The sequence below is a fragment of the Mycobacterium botniense genome (assembly GCF_010723305.1).
Lineage (GTDB): Bacteria > Actinomycetota > Actinomycetes > Mycobacteriales > Mycobacteriaceae > Mycobacterium > Mycobacterium botniense.
In genome coordinates this window covers 23,595-42,077 of the sequence record NZ_BLKW01000004.1, presented here as the reverse complement: position 1 = coordinate 42,077, position 18,483 = coordinate 23,595, and the positions used below count along the sequence as shown (strand labels likewise).

General features: G+C 66.2%; 21 protein-coding genes. 12 read left to right on the top strand and 9 right to left on the bottom strand.

The window, feature by feature from the left end; all coding sequences use genetic code 11:
- The first annotated feature begins 6 nt into the window (after positions 1-6).
- A complete protein-coding gene (locus G6N08_RS10440) occupies positions 7-966 on the top strand; it encodes a transglycosylase family protein (RefSeq protein WP_163757048.1) in 960 nt (319 codons plus the stop codon).
- 23 nt (positions 967-989) lie between these two features.
- On the opposite strand, the gene G6N08_RS10435 is transcribed toward G6N08_RS10440, so the two are convergent.
- From G6N08_RS10435 to G6N08_RS10420, 4 genes are read right to left on the bottom strand one after another with little or no spacing between them, the layout of a single operon-like run.
- A complete protein-coding gene (locus G6N08_RS10435) occupies positions 990-1,415 on the bottom strand; it encodes a molybdenum cofactor biosynthesis protein MoaE (protein ID WP_163757046.1) in 426 nt (141 codons plus the stop codon).
- The gene (locus G6N08_RS10430; RefSeq protein WP_163757044.1) at positions 1,412-1,894 is read right to left on the bottom strand and encodes a MogA/MoaB family molybdenum cofactor biosynthesis protein; all 483 of its coding nucleotides are present in this window, start codon (positions 1,892-1,894) and stop codon (positions 1,412-1,414) included. Before G6N08_RS10430 ends, G6N08_RS10435 begins: the two co-directional genes overlap by 4 nt.
- On the bottom strand, positions 1,894-2,388 hold the full coding sequence (gene moaC / locus G6N08_RS10425; protein WP_163757042.1) for a cyclic pyranopterin monophosphate synthase MoaC: 495 nt from the start codon (positions 2,386-2,388) through the stop codon (positions 1,894-1,896). Before moaC ends, G6N08_RS10430 begins: the two co-directional genes overlap by 1 nt.
- Positions 2,389-2,398: 10 nt before the next feature.
- Positions 2,399-2,599, bottom strand: a complete 201-nt coding sequence (locus tag G6N08_RS10420; RefSeq protein ID WP_163757040.1) for a hypothetical protein — start codon at positions 2,597-2,599, stop codon at positions 2,399-2,401.
- Between the two features lie 138 nt (positions 2,600-2,737).
- Between G6N08_RS10420 and G6N08_RS10415 the strand changes: the two genes are divergently transcribed.
- Both G6N08_RS10415 and G6N08_RS10410 read left to right on the top strand, forming a co-directional pair.
- Positions 2,738-4,990, top strand: coding sequence for a helicase-associated domain-containing protein (locus tag G6N08_RS10415; RefSeq protein WP_163757038.1), 2,253 nt, complete (start codon positions 2,738-2,740; stop codon positions 4,988-4,990).
- Between the two features lie 61 nt (positions 4,991-5,051).
- Complete coding sequence (locus G6N08_RS10410) at positions 5,052-6,704, top strand: DNA repair helicase XPB (RefSeq protein WP_163757037.1); 1,653 nt, start codon at positions 5,052-5,054, stop codon at positions 6,702-6,704.
- A 75-nt stretch (positions 6,705-6,779) separates the two neighbouring features.
- On the opposite strand, the gene G6N08_RS10405 is transcribed toward G6N08_RS10410, so the two are convergent.
- The 3 genes from G6N08_RS10405 to G6N08_RS10395 all read right to left on the bottom strand — a co-directional run bounded on the left by G6N08_RS10405 (position 6,780) and on the right by G6N08_RS10395 (position 9,457).
- On the bottom strand, positions 6,780-7,925 hold the full coding sequence (locus G6N08_RS10405) for a thiolase family protein (RefSeq protein ID WP_163757034.1): 1,146 nt from the start codon (positions 7,923-7,925) through the stop codon (positions 6,780-6,782).
- Positions 7,926-7,943: 18 nt separating this feature from the next.
- Entirely contained in the window at positions 7,944-8,357 is a 414-nt protein-coding gene (locus tag G6N08_RS10400; protein WP_163760457.1) for a Zn-ribbon domain-containing OB-fold protein, read from the bottom strand.
- A 110-nt stretch (positions 8,358-8,467) separates the two neighbouring features.
- Positions 8,468-9,457 carry an LLM class F420-dependent oxidoreductase gene (locus G6N08_RS10395; RefSeq protein ID WP_163757032.1) on the bottom strand — a complete coding sequence of 330 codons (990 nt, stop codon included), beginning with the start codon at positions 9,455-9,457 and terminating at the stop codon, positions 8,468-8,470.
- A 251-nt stretch (positions 9,458-9,708) separates the two neighbouring features.
- On the opposite strand from G6N08_RS10395, the gene G6N08_RS10390 reads away from it, so the two are divergent.
- Complete coding sequence (locus tag G6N08_RS10390) at positions 9,709-10,572, top strand: LLM class F420-dependent oxidoreductase (RefSeq protein WP_163757030.1); 864 nt, start codon at positions 9,709-9,711, stop codon at positions 10,570-10,572.
- Positions 10,573-10,686: 114 nt separating this feature from the next.
- The gene (locus tag G6N08_RS10385; protein ID WP_163757028.1) at positions 10,687-11,295 is read left to right on the top strand and encodes a class I SAM-dependent methyltransferase; all 609 of its coding nucleotides are present in this window, start codon (positions 10,687-10,689) and stop codon (positions 11,293-11,295) included.
- A 3-nt stretch (positions 11,296-11,298) separates the two neighbouring features.
- Here the strand turns inward: G6N08_RS10385 and G6N08_RS10380 are convergent, their stop codons facing one another.
- The gene (locus G6N08_RS10380) at positions 11,299-13,431 is read right to left on the bottom strand and encodes a 3-hydroxyacyl-CoA dehydrogenase NAD-binding domain-containing protein (RefSeq protein WP_163757026.1); all 2,133 of its coding nucleotides are present in this window, start codon (positions 13,429-13,431) and stop codon (positions 11,299-11,301) included.
- A 16-nt stretch (positions 13,432-13,447) separates the two neighbouring features.
- Positions 13,448-14,659: an acetyl-CoA C-acetyltransferase gene (locus G6N08_RS10375; RefSeq protein ID WP_163757024.1), complete on the bottom strand. Its 1,212-nt coding sequence runs from the start codon at positions 14,657-14,659 to the stop codon at positions 13,448-13,450.
- A 564-nt stretch (positions 14,660-15,223) separates the two neighbouring features.
- Here G6N08_RS10375 and G6N08_RS10370 point away from each other — a divergent pair.
- The 7 genes from G6N08_RS10370 to G6N08_RS10340 all read left to right on the top strand — a co-directional run bounded on the left by G6N08_RS10370 (position 15,224) and on the right by G6N08_RS10340 (position 18,370).
- Positions 15,224-15,511: a helix-turn-helix domain-containing protein gene (locus G6N08_RS10370; RefSeq protein ID WP_163757022.1), complete on the top strand. Its 288-nt coding sequence runs from the start codon at positions 15,224-15,226 to the stop codon at positions 15,509-15,511.
- Positions 15,508-16,209 carry a phage antirepressor N-terminal domain-containing protein gene (locus G6N08_RS10365; RefSeq protein WP_163757020.1) on the top strand — a complete coding sequence of 234 codons (702 nt, stop codon included), beginning with the start codon at positions 15,508-15,510 and terminating at the stop codon, positions 16,207-16,209. Before G6N08_RS10370 ends, G6N08_RS10365 begins: the two co-directional genes overlap by 4 nt.
- 85 nt (positions 16,210-16,294) lie before the next feature.
- A complete protein-coding gene (locus G6N08_RS10360) occupies positions 16,295-16,501 on the top strand; it encodes a hypothetical protein (protein ID WP_163757018.1) in 207 nt (68 codons plus the stop codon).
- A 226-nt stretch (positions 16,502-16,727) separates the two neighbouring features.
- The gene (locus tag G6N08_RS10355) at positions 16,728-16,937 is read left to right on the top strand and encodes a hypothetical protein (protein WP_163757016.1); all 210 of its coding nucleotides are present in this window, start codon (positions 16,728-16,730) and stop codon (positions 16,935-16,937) included.
- Complete coding sequence (locus tag G6N08_RS10350; protein ID WP_163757014.1) at positions 16,934-17,209, top strand: hypothetical protein; 276 nt, start codon at positions 16,934-16,936, stop codon at positions 17,207-17,209. The genes G6N08_RS10355 and G6N08_RS10350 overlap by 4 nt, the downstream gene beginning before the upstream one ends.
- 56 nt (positions 17,210-17,265) lie before the next feature.
- A complete protein-coding gene (locus G6N08_RS10345) occupies positions 17,266-18,123 on the top strand; it encodes a phage antirepressor KilAC domain-containing protein (protein ID WP_163757012.1) in 858 nt (285 codons plus the stop codon).
- Between the two features lie 82 nt (positions 18,124-18,205).
- Positions 18,206-18,370, top strand: coding sequence for a hypothetical protein (locus G6N08_RS10340; RefSeq protein WP_163757010.1), 165 nt, complete (start codon positions 18,206-18,208; stop codon positions 18,368-18,370).
- The last annotated feature ends 113 nt before the right edge of the window (positions 18,371-18,483 follow it).

Sequence of the window (18,483 nt, the reverse complement as noted above, 5' to 3'; positions counted from 1 at the left end):
CGGCGTATGAGTGGACGGCACCGTAAGCCCACCACCTCGACTGTGAGGGTCGCCAAGATCGCCTTTACCGGAGCAGTGATCGGCGGCGGCAGCATGGCCTTGGCCGGACAAGCGTCGGCGGCAACAGACGGCGAATGGGATCAGGTGGCCCGCTGCGAGTCGGGCGGCAACTGGTCGATCAATACCGGTAACGGCTATCAGGGCGGGCTGCAGTTCAGCCGGGGAACCTGGGCGGCTCACGGCGGTGGTGAATTTGCGCCATCGGCCAACCTCGCCAGCCGTGAACAGCAGATCGTCGTCGCCGAGCGGGTGCTGGCAACTCAGGGTCGTGGGGCGTGGCCGGTGTGCGGTGGCGTGCTGTCACATGCGACACCGCGCAGTGTCGTCGCCGATCCGCCGCCGGCGGACCCGCCGGTTGACCAACCGGACCTCAACGGGCAGCCCATAGAGATGAACGCCGCATCGCCGGACGAGGTGCCTCCGGCCGAGGAACCCGCCTCCTCGGCCCCTGAGCCGGCACCGGCGGCCGAACCGGCCGCCGGCGAGAACCCGGCACCGGTGGCCGAACCGGCCGCCGGCGAGAACCCGGCACCGGTGGCCGAACCGGCCGCCGACGAGAACCCGGCACCGGTGGCCGAACCGGCCGCCACGGCTTCGGAACCCGCCGACAGCGAACCGCACGCAAGTCGGGCGGTCGACGCCGAGGCACGCAACTGGACCGTCACCGACAACCCCGCTTCCGCGGCCCGGGCCCAGAAAACGGAGTGGGCGTTGCACACGGCACCCCGTACAGCCGAGTCGGCGGAGCCCCCAGCGGGCCCCGCGGATTCAGGGAGCGCAACTCCTCCCGATCCCGGTTACCTCAAGCAGCTCTGGCACGCCATTCAGGCGCAAGGCGTGAGCGGCAACGACGCGCTGGCTGCCCTCGCGCAGCACCCGCCGACAACTGCCGCACCGGCCCCGTAACTCCATCGGCCCGGGCCGGCGGCTCAGGCCGAACCCACCCACTCATCTGTTCCGTCGGCGAAAAACTGGTGCTTCCATACCGGCAACCGCGCCTTGATGGTGTCAACCAGGTTCGCGCAGGTGTGAAACGCCGCCTGCCTATGGTCGGCTGCGACCGCAGCGACCAGGGCCGCGTCACCGATCGCTAAGGCGCCGATCCGGTGGCTGGCCGCAAGGGCCCGCACACCACGGGCCTGCGCGGCGACCTCGGCCAACACTTCGGCGAGCACCTGCTCAGCGCTCGGATGTGCGGAATACTCCAGCCGCAGCACGCGGCGTCCGCCGTCGTGGTCGCGGATCATGCCGACGAATCCGACGATCGCGCCGGCGGCGTGATGGCTCACCAGTTCCTCGTGTTCGGCCAGCACAATCGGCTGGTCGGTGACCGCTGCGCGCAAAATCCGTGTCAACGCCGGTGATCTTTGCCCGCGAGTTGGTCTAGTGCGTGCCCCAGCACGTCGGCGAGTACCGCGAGACCGTCGCGTACCCCGCCGGGTGAGCCGGGCAGGTTGACGATCAGCGTCCGTCCCGCCACACCGCACAGTCCGCGCGAGAGCACGGCCGTCGGCACCTTCGGCAGACCCGCGCGCCGGATGGCTTCCGCGAGCCCGGGCACCTCGTAGTCCAGCACCGCAGCTGTCTGGGCGGGAGTGTGATCGCTGGGCGCGATGCCGGTGCCACCCGAGGTGATGACGAGGTCGACTCCGGCGGCGACAGCATCGCGCAGTGCCTGCCCCACCGGGTCGCCGTCGGCAACCACCTGCGGCTTCACTGGTGTAAAGCCTTGCGTGGCAAGCCACTCGGCGATGATGGGTCCGCATTGATCGTGGTATACACCGGCCGACGCACGGGTCGAGGCAATGATCACTCGCGCGGATCGGCCGCCCATCAGCGCACCCAGGTCCCGCTGCGGCCACCGGCTTTGCGCAGCACCCGGATGTCATCCACCCGGGCAGCCGGGTCGACCGCTTTGGTCATGTCATAAAGCGTCAAACCCGCTACAGCCACGGCGGTCAGTGCCTCCATCTCCACACCGGTACGGTCGGTGCTGCGCACCGTTGCGGTGATCTCGATATCCGTCTCCCCGACGCGGAAATCGACATCGACGCCGGTAAGCGCGAGCTGGTGGCATAGCGGGATGAGGTCGCTGGTGCGCTTAGCGGCCAGGATGCCCGCCACCCGCGCGGTGGCCACCGCGTCACCCTTGGGCAGGCCGCCCGCGGAGATCAGCGATATCACCTGCGCGGACGTACGGAAAACACCTGCGGCCACGGCGGTGCGCTTGGTGGCTCCCTTATCGGTGACGTCGACCATGCGGGCAGCGCCCCGATCGTCGAGGTGGGAAAGCTGACCCACCTCCGATCCCGCCGCAGCCTTCGACATCGGAACCGGCCTATCGGTTGACGACGGTGACCGGGTGAACGTAAGGCAGGTCGTCGGCAGGCAGCGGGAAAACCAGGTCGCCGAACGGTGACAGCGCACCGGTCCGGTCGGTCCGCAGTTCGCTCACTGCGTGATCGTTGGGATCCGTCGTCGGCCAGCCGTTGTCGACGTACCTCGTCTTACGCGCTTTCTTCTCAGCGATGTCAGCCACGGCTCCATTGTTGCAGGTCTGTATTCCGGTGCTCCGGTCGAATGACCAGTGAGCGCCTCGGGGCCACACCACACCGTCCCATAACCGGCCGCTTGGCTGCCGGATCGGGCCAGCGCGGCTGCTTTACGCTGGTCAGCGATGACCGAACACACCCCGGACATCCCGCTGGGGTCCTGGCTGGCCAAATTGCCCGACGAGCGGCTGGTGCGCCTGCTGCAACTGCGGCCCGACCTCGCCCAGCCGCCGCCGAGCAGTATCGCGGCACTGGCGGGGCGGGCGCAGGCCCGCCAGTCCGTCAAGGCCGCAACCGATGAGCTGAACTTTTTGCAGCTGGCGGTGCTTGACGCGCTGCTGGTGCTGCATGCCGACACCGCGGCAGTGCCGGTGGGCAAATTGCTCGCCCTGATCGGCGAGCGTGCACCCGAAAAAGATGTGCTCGGCGCGCTCGATGACCTCAAGGAACGCGCCCTGGCTTGGGGCGACACGACGGTCCGGGTATCTGCCGACGCCGGCGCGGCGCTGCCGTGGTACCCGGGACAAGTGACATTGGAAGACACCTCACGCACCGGTGACCAGATCGCCCAACTGCTCACCGAACTCGACGCTGCGCAGCTCGAGGTGCTGAAAAAGCTGGTCGACGGTTCTCCACTTGGGCGCACCCGCGACGCTGCGCCCGGCGCTCCGCCGGACCGGCCGGTACCGCGGCTGTTAGCAGCCGGGCTGCTGCGCAGAGTCGACGCCGAGACGGTGATATTGCCGCGCCATGTCGGGCATGTGCTACGCGGCGAGGATCCGGGTCCCACGCAGCTGGCCGCCCCTGACCCGGTAGTGAGCACCACCCCAGCCGCCGACGTCGACGCCGCCGCGGCCAGCGCCGTAATCGACTTGCTCCGCGAGCTCGACGTCGTGCTCGAAACCCTCAGTGCCGCACCAGTTCCCGAGCTTCGTAGTGGCGGGCTGGGGGTACGCGAAGTCAAACGGTTAGTCCGGGTTACCGGCATTGAGGAGTCGCGCTTGGGGCTGATCCTCGAGGTGGCCGCCGCCGCGGGACTGATCGCGGCCGGCGTACCTGATCCGGAACCACCCGACAGGGGCGGGCCCTACTGGGCGCCGACGACCGCCGCTGACCGATTCACCGAGATGTCCGCCGGCCACCGCTGGCATCTCCTGGCCTGCACCTGGCTTGACTTGCCGGCCCGCCCGGCGCTGATAGGAACTCGCGGGCCAGACGCCAAACCTTATGCCGCACTATCGGATTCGCTGTACTCCACGGCTGCTCCGCTGGATCGCCGACTGCTGCTGGACCTGCTCGCCGAACTGCCCGCGGGGGCGGGTGTCGACGCGGTGACGGCGTCTCGGACCCTGATCTGGCGGCGCCCACGCTGGTCGCGGCGGCTCCAGCCGGGGCCGGTCGCCGACCTGCTGCGCGAGGCGCACTCCCTCGGGCTGGTGGGCCGTGGGGCGATCAGCACGCCGGGCCGGGTCCTGCTGGATCAATGCGCCGACGACGACGCCGCGATCCGCGCCATGACACGAGCAATGCCCGAACCGATCGACCACTTTCTGGTGCAGGCTGATTTGACGGTCGTGGTCCCCGGGCCGCTGGAACGTGATCTCGCCAAGCAGCTCGCCGCTGTCGCCACTGTGGAATCTGCCGGCACCGCAATGGTGTACCGCATCAGCGAACACTCCGTCCGCCATGCACTCGATATCGGCAAAACCGCCGGCGAGTTGCACGAGTTCTTCCGAAATCACTCGAAAACACCTGTACCGCAAGCACTTACATACCTTATCGACGATGTCGCACGTCGCCACGGGCAGCTTCGGGTTGGGTTGGCGGCATCGTTCGTACGATGCGAAGACCCGGGCCTGCTGGCACAGGCCGTCGCCGCCGCGGACGGCCTGCAGCTGCGGGTGCTGGCCCCGACTGTGGCGGTGTCACCCGTACCGATCGCTGAGGTGCTCACTGGATTGCGCCACGCCGGTTTCGTCCCGGCCGCCGAAGATTCCTCCGGCACCATCGTCGACGTTCGGGCCCGCGGAGCACGGGTGCCTGCTCCGCAGCGCCGGCGGCCGCCGCAGCCGGTGGCGTGCCCGAACGGCGACATCCTGAACGCGATCGTCGCGGTGCTGCGTAAGGTTGCCGCGGCACCATTCGCCGATATGCGCGTCGACTCTGCTGTGACGACATTGCTGCTCCAGCGAGCGGTCCGCCAACAGAGCACGGTCGTGATCGGCTACGTCGACGCGGCGGGTGTGGCCACCCAGCGGGTGGTGTCGCCGATCAGCGTGCACGGCGGACAGCTGGTGGCCTTCGATTCCACCTCTGGCCGGCTGCGCGACTTCGCCGTCCACCGCATCACCTCGGTGATGTCGGCCGAGGACGGATAATCGAGGCGATGACCCGCGCCGGGGACGAGGCAGCGCGCAGCGACGAGAAGGAGCCGCGCCGATGAGCAACGGACCGTTGATCGTGCAGTCCGACAAGACGGTGCTGCTCGAAGTCGACCACGAGCAGGCCGCCGAGGCACGCGCCGCCATCGCACCGTTCGCTGAGCTGGAACGCGCACCCGAGCATGTGCACACCTACCGCATCACCCCGCTGGCGCTGTGGAATGCCCGCGCTGCCGGCCACGACGCCGAACAAGTGGTCGACGCGCTGGTCAGTTATTCGCGCTACCCGGTGCCGCAACCGTTACTGGTCGACGTGGTCGACACCATGGCCCGCTACGGCCGGCTGCAGCTGGTCAAGAACCCGGCGCACGGCCTGACGCTGGTCAGCCTGGATCGTGCGGTGCTCGAGGAGGTAGTGCGCAATAAGAAGATCGCCCCGATGCTCGGTGCTCGCATCGACGAGGACACCATCGTCGTGCATCCCAGCGAGCGCGGCCGAATCAAACAGCAGCTACTCAAAATCGGCTGGCCAGCAGAGGATCTCGCGGGCTACGTCGATGGCGAGGCACATCCCATCAGCCTGCGCCAAGACGGCTGGCAGCTCCGCGACTATCAGCAAATGGCCGCCGAGTCGTTCTGGTCCGGCGGCTCGGGCGTGGTGGTGCTCCCGTGCGGCGCCGGCAAGACAGTGGTCGGGGTGGCGGCGATGGCCAAGGCCCGCGCGACGACCCTGATTCTGGTCACCAACACCGTCGCCGCCCGGCAATGGAAGCGTGAACTGCTCGCGCGTACCTCGCTGACAGCCGACGAGGTCGGCGAATACAGCGGTGAGCGCAAGGAAATTCGGCCCGTCACGATCTCGACTTATCAGATGATCACCCGCCGCAACAAAAAGGGCGCCTACCGTCACCTGGAGCTGTTCGACAGCCGCGACTGGGGACTGATCATCTACGACGAGGTGCACCTGCTGCCGGCACCGGTGTTCCGGATGACCGCGGACCTGCAATCGCGGCGGCGGCTGGGGCTAACGGCGACGCTGATCCGTGAGGACGGCCGCGAAGGGGATGTCTTCAGCCTGATCGGCCCGAAACGCTATGACGCACCATGGAAGGACATCGAGGCGCAGGGCTGGATCGCGCCGGCGGAATGCGTCGAAGTGCGTGTGACGATGACCGACAACGAGCGCATGCTTTACGCCACCGCCGAACCTGAGGAACGCTACCGAGTCTGCTCGACCGCGCACACGAAAATCGCTGTGGTGAAGTCTATTCTGGACAAGCATCCCGACGACCAGAAGCTGGTGATCGGAGCCTACCTGGATCAGCTCGACGAACTGGGTGAAGAGCTCGGCGCTCCAGTGATCCAGGGCTCCACCAAAATCGCCGAGCGGGAGGCGTTGTTCGACGCTTTCCGCCGCGGCGAGGTATCGACGCTGGTGGTGTCGAAGGTGGCGAATTTTTCCATCGACTTGCCGGAAGCCTCGGTAGCGGTGCAGGTGTCCGGAACGTTCGGTTCACGCCAGGAAGAAGCCCAGCGGTTAGGGCGGTTATTGCGGCCGAAGTCCGATGGTGGAAGCGCCACCTTCTACTCGGTGGTGGCCCGCGACAGCCTCGACACCGAGTACGCGGCGCATCGGCAGCGGTTCTTAGCCGAACAGGGCTACGGCTACGTCATCCGGGACGCCGACGACCTGCTGGGTCCCGCGATCTAGCCGCCGAGCAGAAACACACCAGACGCAGACGCTTTCATTTCGCGGCGCTTCTGATGATTTCGTGTCCGGTTCCCACTAGGTGGCCAGGATGGTGGCCGCGGCGGTGCCGGGAGCGCCGTAGACCTGTGCGAAACCGACCCGCGGTGTACCGCCGACCTGGCGGTCCCCGGCTTGGCCGCGCAATTGGCGCACAAGTTCATGCACCTGGCGCAGCCCCGAGGCACCGATTGGTTCGCCGTTGGCAATCAGGCCGCCGTCGGTGTTGATCGGCAGCGCACCGGTGATCTCGGTGGCACCCTCGGCCAGCAGCTTCTCCTGATCGCCATCGGCGCAGAACCCGGCTTCGGCCATGTGGATCACCTCCGCCCCGGCGTCGGTGTCTTGCAGCTGGATGACGTCGACATCCTCCGGGGCGACCCCAGCCTCTTCGAAGGCCGCCCGCGATGCGTACACCGTCGGCGACGCATCCTCCTCGATCGGAGCACAGGTAGCGTGCACCTCGTAGGCTCCGTAACGGCGGGTGCGGATCTCGACGGCCTTGACATACACGGGTTTAGACGTGAAGCGGTGCGCTATGTCGGCGCAGCACATGACCACCGCGGCGGCCCCTTCATCAGGAGCGCAGAACATGTACTGGGTCAGCGGGTAGTTCAGCACCGGCGAGGCGAGGATCTCCTCCTCCGAGAGCGGCTTGCGCCGAAACGCGTTGGGGTTCAACGACCCGTTCCGGTAGTTCTTGGCGGCAACCTTGGCCAGCGTTTGTGTCGAGATCCCGTGCTCGTGCAGGTACCGGTTGGCCTTCATTCCAAAGAACTTGGTGGTGATGAACTGGCCGTTCTGCGCATACCAGGCCGGAAGCGCCAGCTTCGCCGGGTCGTCGGTGAAAGCCCCGCGCGGATGCTTGTCCATGCCCACGGCGATACCGATGTCGTACTTGCCCAACCGGATTGTTTCCGCGCACACCTGGATCGCCGTGGCTGCGGTAGCGCAGGCGTTGAACACATCGGTGAAGGGAATACCGGTCAGGCCCACCAGCCGCGTCACAGCGTCCGGGTTGGACACCTCGTGACTGCCGCCGACGCCGAACTGGATGTCCTTCCACTCAAGACACGCATCGTCCAGCGCAGCCTGGATCGCCTCGGCACCCATCTCCATCGCAGACTTGCCGTCGAACCGGCCGAACGGGTGCAGACCCACTCCGATGATGGCGACGTCATTCACCGCGGAACTCCTTTCGCCTCAGACCGGCCGGAAGGCGAACGTGACGATCTCGTTGCCCTCCCCGTCGGTAGTGAACGGGATCATGGTCAGCTCGACCTCCATGCCGAACCGCAGTCTGGCCGGATCGTTTTCAGTCAGCCGCCCCTCGACACGCACCACATCGCCGAGCTGAACCAAACCGACCCCGAACGGAGTGAAAGCCTCGCCGGTCGGACCCGCGTAGGGAGGCCCCGGCGGAAACCCCTGGGTCGTCCACGCCACCAGTGTCCCGCGGCGCGGCAGCAGCAGGTCGGACATCGTGGCGTGGCTGCAGCGCGGGCATCTTTGCTGAGTTGGGAACGTGGTGGCGCCACAGTCCTCGCACCGGCTGCCGATCAGTTGCGGGTGTTCCTCAGGCCAGGTGGAGATGTCAGGTGCCAGTGCCTTCTGCATCGAGCGATCCTCCGTCATCGCCGGGAACGTCGCCAAGAATAATGCTGGTCACCAAACTACAACATGGTTATCTAAAACGTAAATCGCGTTCTCCAGAGGTGCGCACGAGCTTAGCTGAGGGCTGGAATCACCTCCCGTTCGAACACCTCGATCCCGGAGCGGTCGTAGGCGGCCTCGGGGAAATAGCAGATCACATAGTCACACCCCAGCCCGCGCAGGCGCTGCAACCGTTCGATTACCTGCTCAGGCGTGCCCGTCGCCGAGTCCGGGCCGGTGCCGCCGGCGATCATCGCGTCTGCGGCCGCCTCCGGCACGCAGCCGACCACTCGGTCACGAACCCGCCGCAGCCGTTCAGCGACATCGGCGGCTGAGGTGCCGATAAGCGCGGTGACGTTGACGGAGCGCACGATGGCGTCGAAGTCGGTGCCCACGTCACGGCAGTGCCGCGCCAGCGCCTCCGACTTGCGGGCGAAGGCCGCGGGCTCGGCCGTGTAGTTGGTGTAGTGCGCGTATTTCGCCGCGATCCGCAGCGTCACCTTCTCACCACCCCCGGCGATCCACAGTGGAATACCATTGTTCTGCAGCGGTTTCGGTGCGATGATCGCGTCGTCGGCGTGATAGTGCTCACCGTGGAAGCTGACTTTCCCGTCGCGCCAGGCCGCGCGCATGATCTGCACGCCCTCGTCCAGACGGGCCAACCGCTCGCGGGCCGACGGAAAGCCGTAACCGTATGCTCGCCACTCATGTTCGTACCAGCCGGCGCCGATGCCCATCTGCACGCGCCCGCCGGAGATGATGTCGACGGTCGCGGCGACCTTGGCCAGATAAACGGGGTTGCGGTAGCTCATCGCCGTGCACATCTGGCCCAACTTGATACGGGAGGTGGTCGCCGCGTAGGCGGCCATCAGCGACCACGCCTCGTGCGTGGCTTCGCCCGTTGGCATGGGAACGGTATGAAAGTGGTCGTAGACCCACAGCGAATCCCACGCACCGCCGTCGGCGTAAGCCGCGAGGTCACGCATCACCGTCCAGTGCTTCTCGGGTGCGATGCCGACCAGATCCAGCCGCCAGCCTTGCGGGATGAAAAGTCCGAAGCGCATAGCATGTGACTCTAAAGCCTGGCCGTATTCCCCAGCGCGGTGAGCGCGCCATCGGGCCCGCGGCCTGTCACCATCTCATCGAGCGCGTGGGACACTGCGGGCAGCAATCTGGCCGGTGCCGGGCTCGGCCAGCGCGAAGTCCACCATGAACACCGTGTGTGTGCCCGACATGGCCCGCTTCCGGTGGGGCACTCGACGTTTGACACGATCGCCACAGGCCAGCCAGCACTCGCCAGGAAAGGACCGTCCGAATGGAGCTTACCGGTATTGGAGTGTGGAGCAGCCAACTCCGCTACGGCGACCCATCGGAATCCGCTGAAACAGCAGCGGAGTTGGAGGAATTAGGGTTTACCGCGCTATGGATTCCCGATGTCGGCGGACCGGTGTTCGACGCGGTGCAACGCCTGCTTGCCGCGACCAAAAGAACAGTGGTCGCAACGGGGATCTTGAACCTTTGGATGCACTCGGCGAGCGATGTCGCCGAATCGTATGCGGCGCTGACCGCTCAGCACGGCGAGCGTTTCCTGCTGGGGATCGGCGTCAGCCACGCTCCGCTGATCGACGCGGTCCAGCCGGGGCGATACCGCCAGCCGCTGGCGGCGACGGCGTCCTTCCTGGATGCATTGGACACAGCGCAACAACCCGTGCCCGAGCAGCAGCGCGTGTTAGCAGCGCTCGGGCCGAAGATGCTGGCCTTGGCGGCACGCCGCTGCCGCGGAGCGCACCCGTATCTCGTCACGCCTGAGCACACCGCCACAGCCCGTTCGATTTTGGGTGAGAGCCCGCTGTTGTTACCGGAACAGACCGTGATTGTCTGCGACAGCGCCGACGACGCTCGCGCCATCGGAACCGACTGGCTGCGGGCCTATCTGGCGCTGCCGAACTACGCCAACAACCTCCTGCGCAGTGGGTTTTCGGCCGACGATCTCGCGCACGTGAGCGATCGGCTATTTAGCGCAGTCATTGCCTGGGGTGACGAAGAGGCCATCATGCGCCGGGTTGCTGAGCATCAGGCGGCTGGTGCCGACCATGTCTGCCTGCAGGTGCTGGTGAGCGATCAGAGAGCCTTTCCCCGTGCCGAATGGCGGCGCATCGCCGCAGCGTGTGCTGGTTGACCGGACCACGATGTCGGTTGGCGCGGCCGCTGCGGACTCGATGGGAATACTCTTTTTCACTGCAGCGTTCCCGCGGTGCTTCAAATAGCGCCGAGCGAGTAATACCGTAGGCTAATGGCGTCACGGCACATGGTGTTTCGGGCTTTTTACGCGCTGGGGTTTACTCCGTGGGACGGTCATCCGCAGTCGGCGACGCTTCGTGAACTCGTCGAGGGAAACCACCGGCTGCCACCCGGATCGGCGCTGGATGTCGGATGCGGCACCGGGGACGCGTCAATTTATCTCGCCCAACATGGCTGGCAGGTCACCGGCGTCGACTTCACGCCGAAGGCGCTGCGTAAGGCGCGCGCCAAAGCCCGGGCCGCGCAGGTCACGGTGAACTTCGTCGACGCCGACGTCACACATCTGAGCCAGGCTGGAATCGGTCCGGGTTTTCAGTTGATCGTGGACAACGGTTGCTTCCACGGGATGAGTGGCAGCGATCGCGAGCTTTACGTTCAGGAGATCACCGCCGTCGCCGCGTCGGGTGCGCGGCTATTCATGGTGGCCTTCAGACCCAGCGGCCGTTTCGGGCCGGCCGGCGTCGAGCAATCCGAGATCGAGCGCCGATTCACACCCGCATGGTCGCTGCTGTCGGCGACCGACGAGCCACGGCCGCCAGACGCAAACAGGTTCTCCGCCCGATTCCGGGCGCGCAGCTACGTGTTGCAGCGCCAGGCCTGAGCCCTACGTCAGTGACTCGGGAGGCAGGAACCGCTCACCATACTTAGCGGCCAGTTCACGCGCGCGGGCGACGAAACCCGCCCTGCCGCCGGGGTAACCGGCGATGAACTGCGCGGTACCGCCGGTCCACGGCGGGAAGCCGATGCCCATGATCGACCCGATATTGGCGTCGGCCGTCGATGTCAGCACGCCCTCGTCGAGGCACTTCTGGGTTTCCAGCGCCTCGGCGAACAGCATCCGGTCGATCATGTCCTGCAACGGCGGCCGCGACGAACCGGAGTTGAACGTCTCGCGCAGTCCCGGCCACAACCGGGTGCGCTTGCCGTCGGCGTATTCGTAGAAGCCCGCACCTTTGAGCTTGCCGGGCCGGCCCAGCTCGATCATCGTGGTGACGACAGCTTCGGCCGGGTGCGGGGTGTAGGTCTGGCCCGCGGCCTCGACCCCCTCGCGGGTGGCCTTGGCGATCTTGGCCATCAGCTCCAGGTTGAGTTCGTCGGAGAGCTGTAGCGGCGGCGCCGGGTAGCCGGCCTGGCTGCCGGCGTGTTCGATGCTGGCCGGTTCCACACCTTCGCCGAGCATGGCGATCGCCTCGTTGAGGAACGTGCCGATCACCCGGCTGGTGTAGAAGCCGCGGCTGTCGTTGACCACGATCGGGGTCTTGCCGATTTGCATCGCCAGGTCGATGGCCTTGGCCAGGGTTGCGTCAGAGGTTTTGTGGCCCTTGATGATTTCCAGCAGCGGCATCTTATCGACCGGGGAGAAGAAGTGCAGGCCGATGAAGTCCTCGGCCCGCTTGACGCCGGTGGCCAGCTCGGTGATCGGCAGCGTCGAGGTGTTGGAGCCCAGCACCGCGTCGGGCGCCACCACCGGTTCGATCTCGCCGAACACCTGGTGCTTGAGCTCAACCGATTCGAACACGGCCTCGATCACCAGGTCGGCGCCGGCGGCGTCGTTTACATCGGCGGTGGGGTGGATGCGGGCCAGCAGCGCCCGCGACTTCTCCTCGGTGGTCTTACCCCGCTCCAGTGCTTTGGCTTCCAGCTTTTCCGAGTACCCCTTGCCCTTCTGCGCGGCCTCGGCGGTGACGTCTTTGAGGATCACCTCCATGCCGGCCTTGGCGCAGACGTAGGCGATTGCGGCACCCATCATGCCCGCGCCCAGCACCGCGACCTTTTTGAACGTGGTCTTCTCGTAGCCCTCCGGCCGCGAGCCGCCGGCGTTGATGTGTTGCAGGTCGAAGAAGAACGCCTGGATCATGTTCTTGGCGACCTGCGAAGTGACCAACGACGCAAAATAACGGCTTTCGATGCGGGTGGCGGTGTCGAAGTCGACCTGTGCGCCCTCCACCGCGGCGGCCAGGATGGCCCGCGGCGCGGGCATCGGTGCGCCCTTGAGCTGGCGGCGCAGGTTCGACGGGAAGGACGGCAGGATCGCCGCGAGCGCCGGCGACGACGGGGTGCCGCCGGGCATCGTGTAACCGGGCTTGTCCCACGGCTGCACGTGGGCGTCCGGGTTGGCCTTGATCCACGCCTTGGCCGCGGGCACCAGCTCCTCGACGGTGGGCAGCACCTCATCGATCAAACCGATCTCTTTGGCCTGCGCCGGTTTGAACCGGGTGCCTTGGGCCAAGATGTTGACGAACGCGTTCTGGATGCCGAACATGCGCACGGTGCGGGTCACCCCTCCACCCCCGGGCAACAGACCCAGTGTCACTTCCGGCAGACCGATCTGGCTGCCCCTGACGTCAGCGGCGATGCGGTGATGGCATGCCAGAGCGATCTCCAATCCCCCGCCGAGCGCGGCGCCATTGATGGCCGCCACGACCGGCTTGCCGAACGTTTCGAGGGTGCGCAGCTGTTTTTTGACCCGCTCGACCGTGTCGAAAAACGCTCCCGCGTCCTGCGGCGTGGCCTTGATCATCGCGGCCAGGTCACCGCCGGCGAAAAAGGTCTTCTTGGCGCTGGTGATCACCACACCGGTGATCGAATCTTTCTCGGCGACAAGGCGATCGACGGCCTTGCCCATTGACTCGATGTAGGCCTCGTTCATCACGTTGGCCGACCCAGCGGGGTCGTCCATGGTTAGTGTGACGATACCGTCAGCGTCCTTGTCCCAGACAATAGTGTTGTCTGCCATGTGTTTTCGCAGCCTCTCAGACTCGCTCGATGATGGTGGCCACACCCATACCGCCGCCGACGCACAACGTGACCAGGGCACGCCGCGCATTGCGCCGTTCCAGTTCGTCGACCATGGTGCCCAGGATCATCGCGCCGGTGGCGCCCAGCGGGTGACCCATCGCGATCGCACCGCCGTTGACGTTGAGCTTCTCGTCGGGAATACCTAAGTCCTTCTGGTACTTGAGCACTACCGAGGCGAACGCCTCGTTGAGCTCGAAGAGGTCGATGTCCTCCAGTGTGAGACCGGCCCGGTCGAGCACCTTGCGGGTGGCCGGTTGGGGACCGGTCAGCATGATCGTCGGCTCGGCGCCGCTGGTCGCGGTGGCCACGATACGCGCCCTCGGGGTCAGGCCCTGCGCTGTGCCGGCGGCCTCCGACCCGATCAGCACCAACGCCGCCCCGTCGACGATGCCTGAGCTGTTGCCGCCGGTGTGGACGTGGTTGATCTTCTCCACCCAGTGGTATTTCTGCAGCGCGACATCGTCGAAACCACCTATCGCGCCGATGGTCTCGAACGCCGGCTTGAGTTTGGCCAGCCCGTCCATCGTGGTGTCCGGCCGCATGTGCTCGTCGTGGTCGAGGATCACCAGCCCGTTCTGATCGCGCACCGGTACCACGGACTTGGCGAAATACCCGCCCGACCAGGCCGCAGCGGCGCGCTGCTGAGAACGCAACGCGTAGGCGTCGACGTCCTCGCGGGAAAACCCTTCGAGGGTGGCGATCAGGTCGGCGCTGATGCCCTGCGGCACGAAGCCGATGTCGTAGTTGGTGGCCGGGTCCAGCGCCATCGCGCCGCCGTCGGAGCCCATCGGCACCCGGCTCATCGACTCCACACCCCCGGCCAGCACCAGGTCGTCCCACCCGGAGCGCACCTTCTGCGCGGCCATGTTTACGGCCTCCAGCCCCGAGGCGCAGAATCGGTTGAGCTGCACGCCCCCGGTGGTATCGGGCATACCGGCCGCCAGGACGGCGGCCCGCGCGATATCCGCGCCCTGGTCGCCGACCGGTGAAACCACACCGAGGATGACGTCGCTGATCATGTTCTCGTCCAGGTCGGGGTAGCGATTGCGCAGCTCGTTGATCAGGCCGACCACCAGGCTCAGCGGCTTGACCTCATGCAACGACCCGTTCTTCTGCTTGCCGCGCGGCGTGCGGATGGCCTCGTAGATGAAGGCTTCTTCGGACATGGCTCGTTCCTCATACCAGGTGCGGGCTGGTCACAAATGACGTTACTGTTCAGCCCGTCACCCTAACAGGCCCGATCAACCTGTTGGTTGGTCCTTCGTACGCGAGCTAACCCTTCGTCGGTTTCTGCGGCGGGTCTTCAATTGGTTCGGGAGACCCGGAGGAGGGTCCGGCGAAGGTGTTGGCTCATTGCCGGTGAGTAGGAAATGTGCGGCGATTCCCGCGGTGCGCTCGATGTGCTCGAGCTCGGCCGTGTCCATCGCCGTTTCCCCGCGTAGCCGGCGATAGACATACATTCGGTCCCAGCCGGTCAGTTCGCTGAACTGTTTTCGGCTGATCATTAGCTCGGCGAGTTGACCACGCAAACGCCGCGCCACGGCTTGGGTCAGTGTTTCCTCGCCGCCCTTACCAGCAGCAGAGTGTGTCGTCATGACCACATTATTGCACGCCCAGCGATCATGTGACAAGCCTAGCGTGCGGGCATGATGTTTGCCCGCGCGTTTTGACACGCCGAGTGAGCGGCGTGGTCATTGACAAATGCACGCTGACTGTTACATTTGTCACCCATGGCGCAATCCCACGTAGCGGGCAATATCCGTGCAGAGTTGGCCCGCCGCAACAAGACTCAGGCGGATCTGGCCGCGCAGCTAGGAATGCAGCGCCAGAACATTTCGCAGCGGTTACTCGGCCGTGTCCCGTTCCGTCTCCATGAACTGCAGGCCATCGCGGACTACCTCAAAGTCCCGCTTACGACCCTCATCACCGAGGACTCGGTCGGAGCCGGGGCTGCGTCCGGGGATGAGCTTCGGGCTCACACCCCGGGCGCGGCCCAAACCCAGGGTGGCGACGCATGAGCGCCGACCTGGTCGCTGTCCCGGTGCCCGGCACCGATGTGCCGATGCAGGCATCACTGGTCGACGGTGAGCCGTTCGTCGCGCTCAAGCCCATGTGCGAAGCGCTCGGGATCGACCACCGTAGCCAGCGCGCCAAGCTCGACCAGGCGAAATGGGCAGTTGGGGTGATGATCACCGCAACTGGATCGGACGGCAAGACGTACCGCATGTACGGGCTGCACGCCGACTGCATCCCCATGTGGCTGGCAACCATCGCCGTCAACCGCGTGGCCGAGCATGCCCGCCCGGTGCTGATCGCCTATCAGCGTGAGGCTGCGCGGGCGCTGCGCGACTTCTTCTACCGCGGCGTCGCAGTCCAGCCCAGCGGCATGTCGCAGCTCGACGTGTTGCGCGCAGCACTGGACCAGATTGAGGCCGCCCAGCGCGACGCCGCCGAAGCCAAGGCCATCGCTCAGCGCGCCGACGACCGGCTCGCCGCCATCGAAGGCCGCCACGACTGGCTTTCGGCGCTCGCCTACGCCCGGCAGGCCGGGCTGCCGACCCACACCCGCTACCTGCGGCGCCTCGGCAAGTGCGCGGCGACGATCGCGCGCCGCCACGGTGTTGAGCCAAATCCGGTGCAACACCAACTGTTCGGGATGGTCAACAGCTTCCCGGTGTGGGTGTGGGAGCTGGCGGCAGAGGGGTTCGAGCAATGATCCTCGACACCATCACCGCCGCCGGCGCGCTGCTGGCCGGCTTCCTCTGCCTCATCGGCTTCGAATACCTACGCAGGACCAGCCAGTGAGTACGGAGCGGATGGCTCGCTTCGAGCGCTACGAGGTACCTGGCAGCACGATCGCGGCGTCGTATCGCAGCGTCGACCAGCTCAACGAACGCGTCGCCCCACTCATCGCCCAACGAGACCGACTGCAGCGCGAAGTCGTGGCGCTACAAGCGCAGCGCGATCACCTCACGACGCAGGCTTACGCGAACCGGATGACGCCATGAACGTTCATTCAAGCTGTCCGGCTACAAGATCGGGGTCTGCTTTATCGCCCGCGCTCGACGCGCCATTCAGCCGCGGCTGGACGAAAAGCAATGACCGCATGAGCGTCTTGGAGTCCTTGATCGCGCAGTGGCGCCGCTGCGGCGGTGACAAATGCAAGCGGGCGAAATGCCCGCGCTGCGAACGCGGCCTCCGAATCACGATGGCGCGCACACAGAAGGAGGGATCGTGACGCCCAAACAGCTTCTACGCTCTTCTCTCTGCCTCGCACACCTGCCGGTTGACCTGATCACCGAGTTCGGCTCATATCCAATCCGATTGGCACAGGCGATCGCCGCCGGCGTCGCGCTCGGCTGGAAATACACCCGGCCGAGCGACGGCGAGACGCTGATCATCCGGCCCTGGCATACCGACCATCCAGCGAGGCGGGCATCATGATCGGGCGCCTGGTCGGCCTCGTCGAGGACATCCGCAACATTCTGCAGACTTCGCTCGCCCCGGTGGAGAGACCCGGCGCGGCGAGCAAACGTCCCGCGCCGGATCCGGCCATTGCCGAGGCCGCCGGCGCGGGGCATCCAAAACTTCTGCGCGCCGCCGCCCACCAGCTCGCGGAATGGGCCAAGCACATCGATTGCCCCGCACCGTACTACTGCTGCTCGCTCGCCAACGACCTATCCCGCGCCGCCGACCGATTGCAAGCCCACAAGTAAATCGCCCCCGGCCGGGATCAGCGGCCGAGGGCACCGACAACAGGAAGTTGGTCCGGATGTCAGACACAGAATACACGCAACCACCCCGCGACTTTCAGAAACTGCCGCCCGGATACTTCGCCGCGCTGGAGCGCAGCCGGCCGGCCGAAGTCTCGCCATTCGACCGCATACGCCGCGTCCGTCCAGACGGCTTCGAGTACTGGTCGGCGCGCGACTTGATGCCGCTTCTCGGCTACGAGAAGTGGGAGCGCTTCGCTGACGCGGTGGAACGCGCCGTCGTTTCGATGGCTGCCCAAGGTCACGATGTCGACGCGAACGTTTCCCGGCTGCGGGAACCGATCGCTAAGACCACTCGCGAAGATTTCCACCTCTCGCGCTTCGCCGCCTACCTGGTGGCGATGAACGGTGACCCTCGCAAGACCGAGGTGGCCGCCGCGCAGGCGTATTTCGCGATCCGGACCCGCGAAGCCGAGACAGCCGCGCCAGCACTGTCTGGTCCTGAACTCCTGGCCCATGCCGTGCTGGAGGCGCAGAAGATGCTCGCCGCCAAAGACGAGCGAATCGCCGAACTCGAGCCCAAAGCCGAGGTCGCCGACAAGCTGCTAGACGCCGACGGTGACCTGTCTGTGCGTGACGCTGCCCAGTCGTTGACGCGCGCTGGGATCAAAGTCGGGGAGCGCCGCCTGTTCGCCGAGCTGGACCGCCGCGGCTGGATCAGACGCGCTGTCGGTGACGGCCGTTACCGGGTCATGCAATCCGCCATCGACGCCGGCTACATGTCGGTGCTGCCGCAGTCGCACTACCACCCGAAAACCGGCGTGCTCGTGCTCGACCCTCCGCAACCCCGAGTGACGCCGAAGGGGTTGCAGCGGCTGCTGTCTGACTACACCAGCCGAGTCGGGGTGGTCCAGTGATCGCCGATCTGCTGACTGCCGCGCTGGCGGCGGTGAGCGCGGTGGCTTGCCTTGTTGGTTTCGAGTGGCTGCGCAGGTCGGCATGAAACCGGCGGTGGATGTTGATTCGCTGGCGCTCAACGCGGCTGAGTGCCGAATCCTGGCCGCAGTGTTCGGGTTTGCCGACACCGCCGAGTTTCAGGTGTTCGCGCGCAAACAGCAGCGCAAACACGCGTCTCAGCAACTGAGGGGGCAGGTGGCGCGGTGAATGTCCTCGACTCGCTGATCTCGCAGTGGCGGCGATGCGGTGGTGACAAATGCCGGCTGGCGCGGCACGGCAAGTGCAAACGCTGCAAACGGGGAGCGCGGATCACAGCCGAA

Excerpts from the sequence above, each read along its gene's own strand:
- G6N08_RS10440 (WP_163757048.1), top strand. The coding sequence starts at position 7 with ATGAGTGGACGGCACCGTAAGCCCACCACCTCGACTGTGAGGGTCGCC.
- G6N08_RS10430 (WP_163757044.1), bottom strand. The coding sequence starts at position 1,894 with ATGGGCGGCCGATCCGCGCGAGTGATCATTGCCTCGACCCGTGCGTCG.
- moaC (WP_163757042.1), bottom strand. The coding sequence starts at position 2,388 with ATGTCGAAGGCTGCGGCGGGATCGGAGGTGGGTCAGCTTTCCCACCTC.
- G6N08_RS10415 (WP_163757038.1), top strand. The coding sequence starts at position 2,738 with ATGACCGAACACACCCCGGACATCCCGCTGGGGTCCTGGCTGGCCAAA.
- G6N08_RS10410 (WP_163757037.1), top strand. The coding sequence starts at position 5,052 with ATGAGCAACGGACCGTTGATCGTGCAGTCCGACAAGACGGTGCTGCTC.
- G6N08_RS10400 (WP_163760457.1), bottom strand. The coding sequence starts at position 8,357 with ATGCAGAAGGCACTGGCACCTGACATCTCCACCTGGCCTGAGGAACAC.
- G6N08_RS10395 (WP_163757032.1), bottom strand. The coding sequence starts at position 9,457 with ATGCGCTTCGGACTTTTCATCCCGCAAGGCTGGCGGCTGGATCTGGTC.
- G6N08_RS10390 (WP_163757030.1), top strand. The coding sequence starts at position 9,709 with ATGGAGCTTACCGGTATTGGAGTGTGGAGCAGCCAACTCCGCTACGGC.
- G6N08_RS10385 (WP_163757028.1), top strand. The coding sequence starts at position 10,687 with ATGGCGTCACGGCACATGGTGTTTCGGGCTTTTTACGCGCTGGGGTTT.
- G6N08_RS10380 (WP_163757026.1), bottom strand. The coding sequence starts at position 13,431 with ATGGCAGACAACACTATTGTCTGGGACAAGGACGCTGACGGTATCGTC.
- G6N08_RS10375 (WP_163757024.1), bottom strand. The coding sequence starts at position 14,659 with ATGTCCGAAGAAGCCTTCATCTACGAGGCCATCCGCACGCCGCGCGGC.
- G6N08_RS10370 (WP_163757022.1), top strand. The coding sequence starts at position 15,224 with ATGGCGCAATCCCACGTAGCGGGCAATATCCGTGCAGAGTTGGCCCGC.
- G6N08_RS10365 (WP_163757020.1), top strand. The coding sequence starts at position 15,508 with ATGAGCGCCGACCTGGTCGCTGTCCCGGTGCCCGGCACCGATGTGCCG.
- G6N08_RS10350 (WP_163757014.1), top strand. The coding sequence starts at position 16,934 with ATGATCGGGCGCCTGGTCGGCCTCGTCGAGGACATCCGCAACATTCTG.
- G6N08_RS10345 (WP_163757012.1), top strand. The coding sequence starts at position 17,266 with ATGTCAGACACAGAATACACGCAACCACCCCGCGACTTTCAGAAACTG.
- G6N08_RS10340 (WP_163757010.1), top strand. The coding sequence starts at position 18,206 with ATGAAACCGGCGGTGGATGTTGATTCGCTGGCGCTCAACGCGGCTGAG.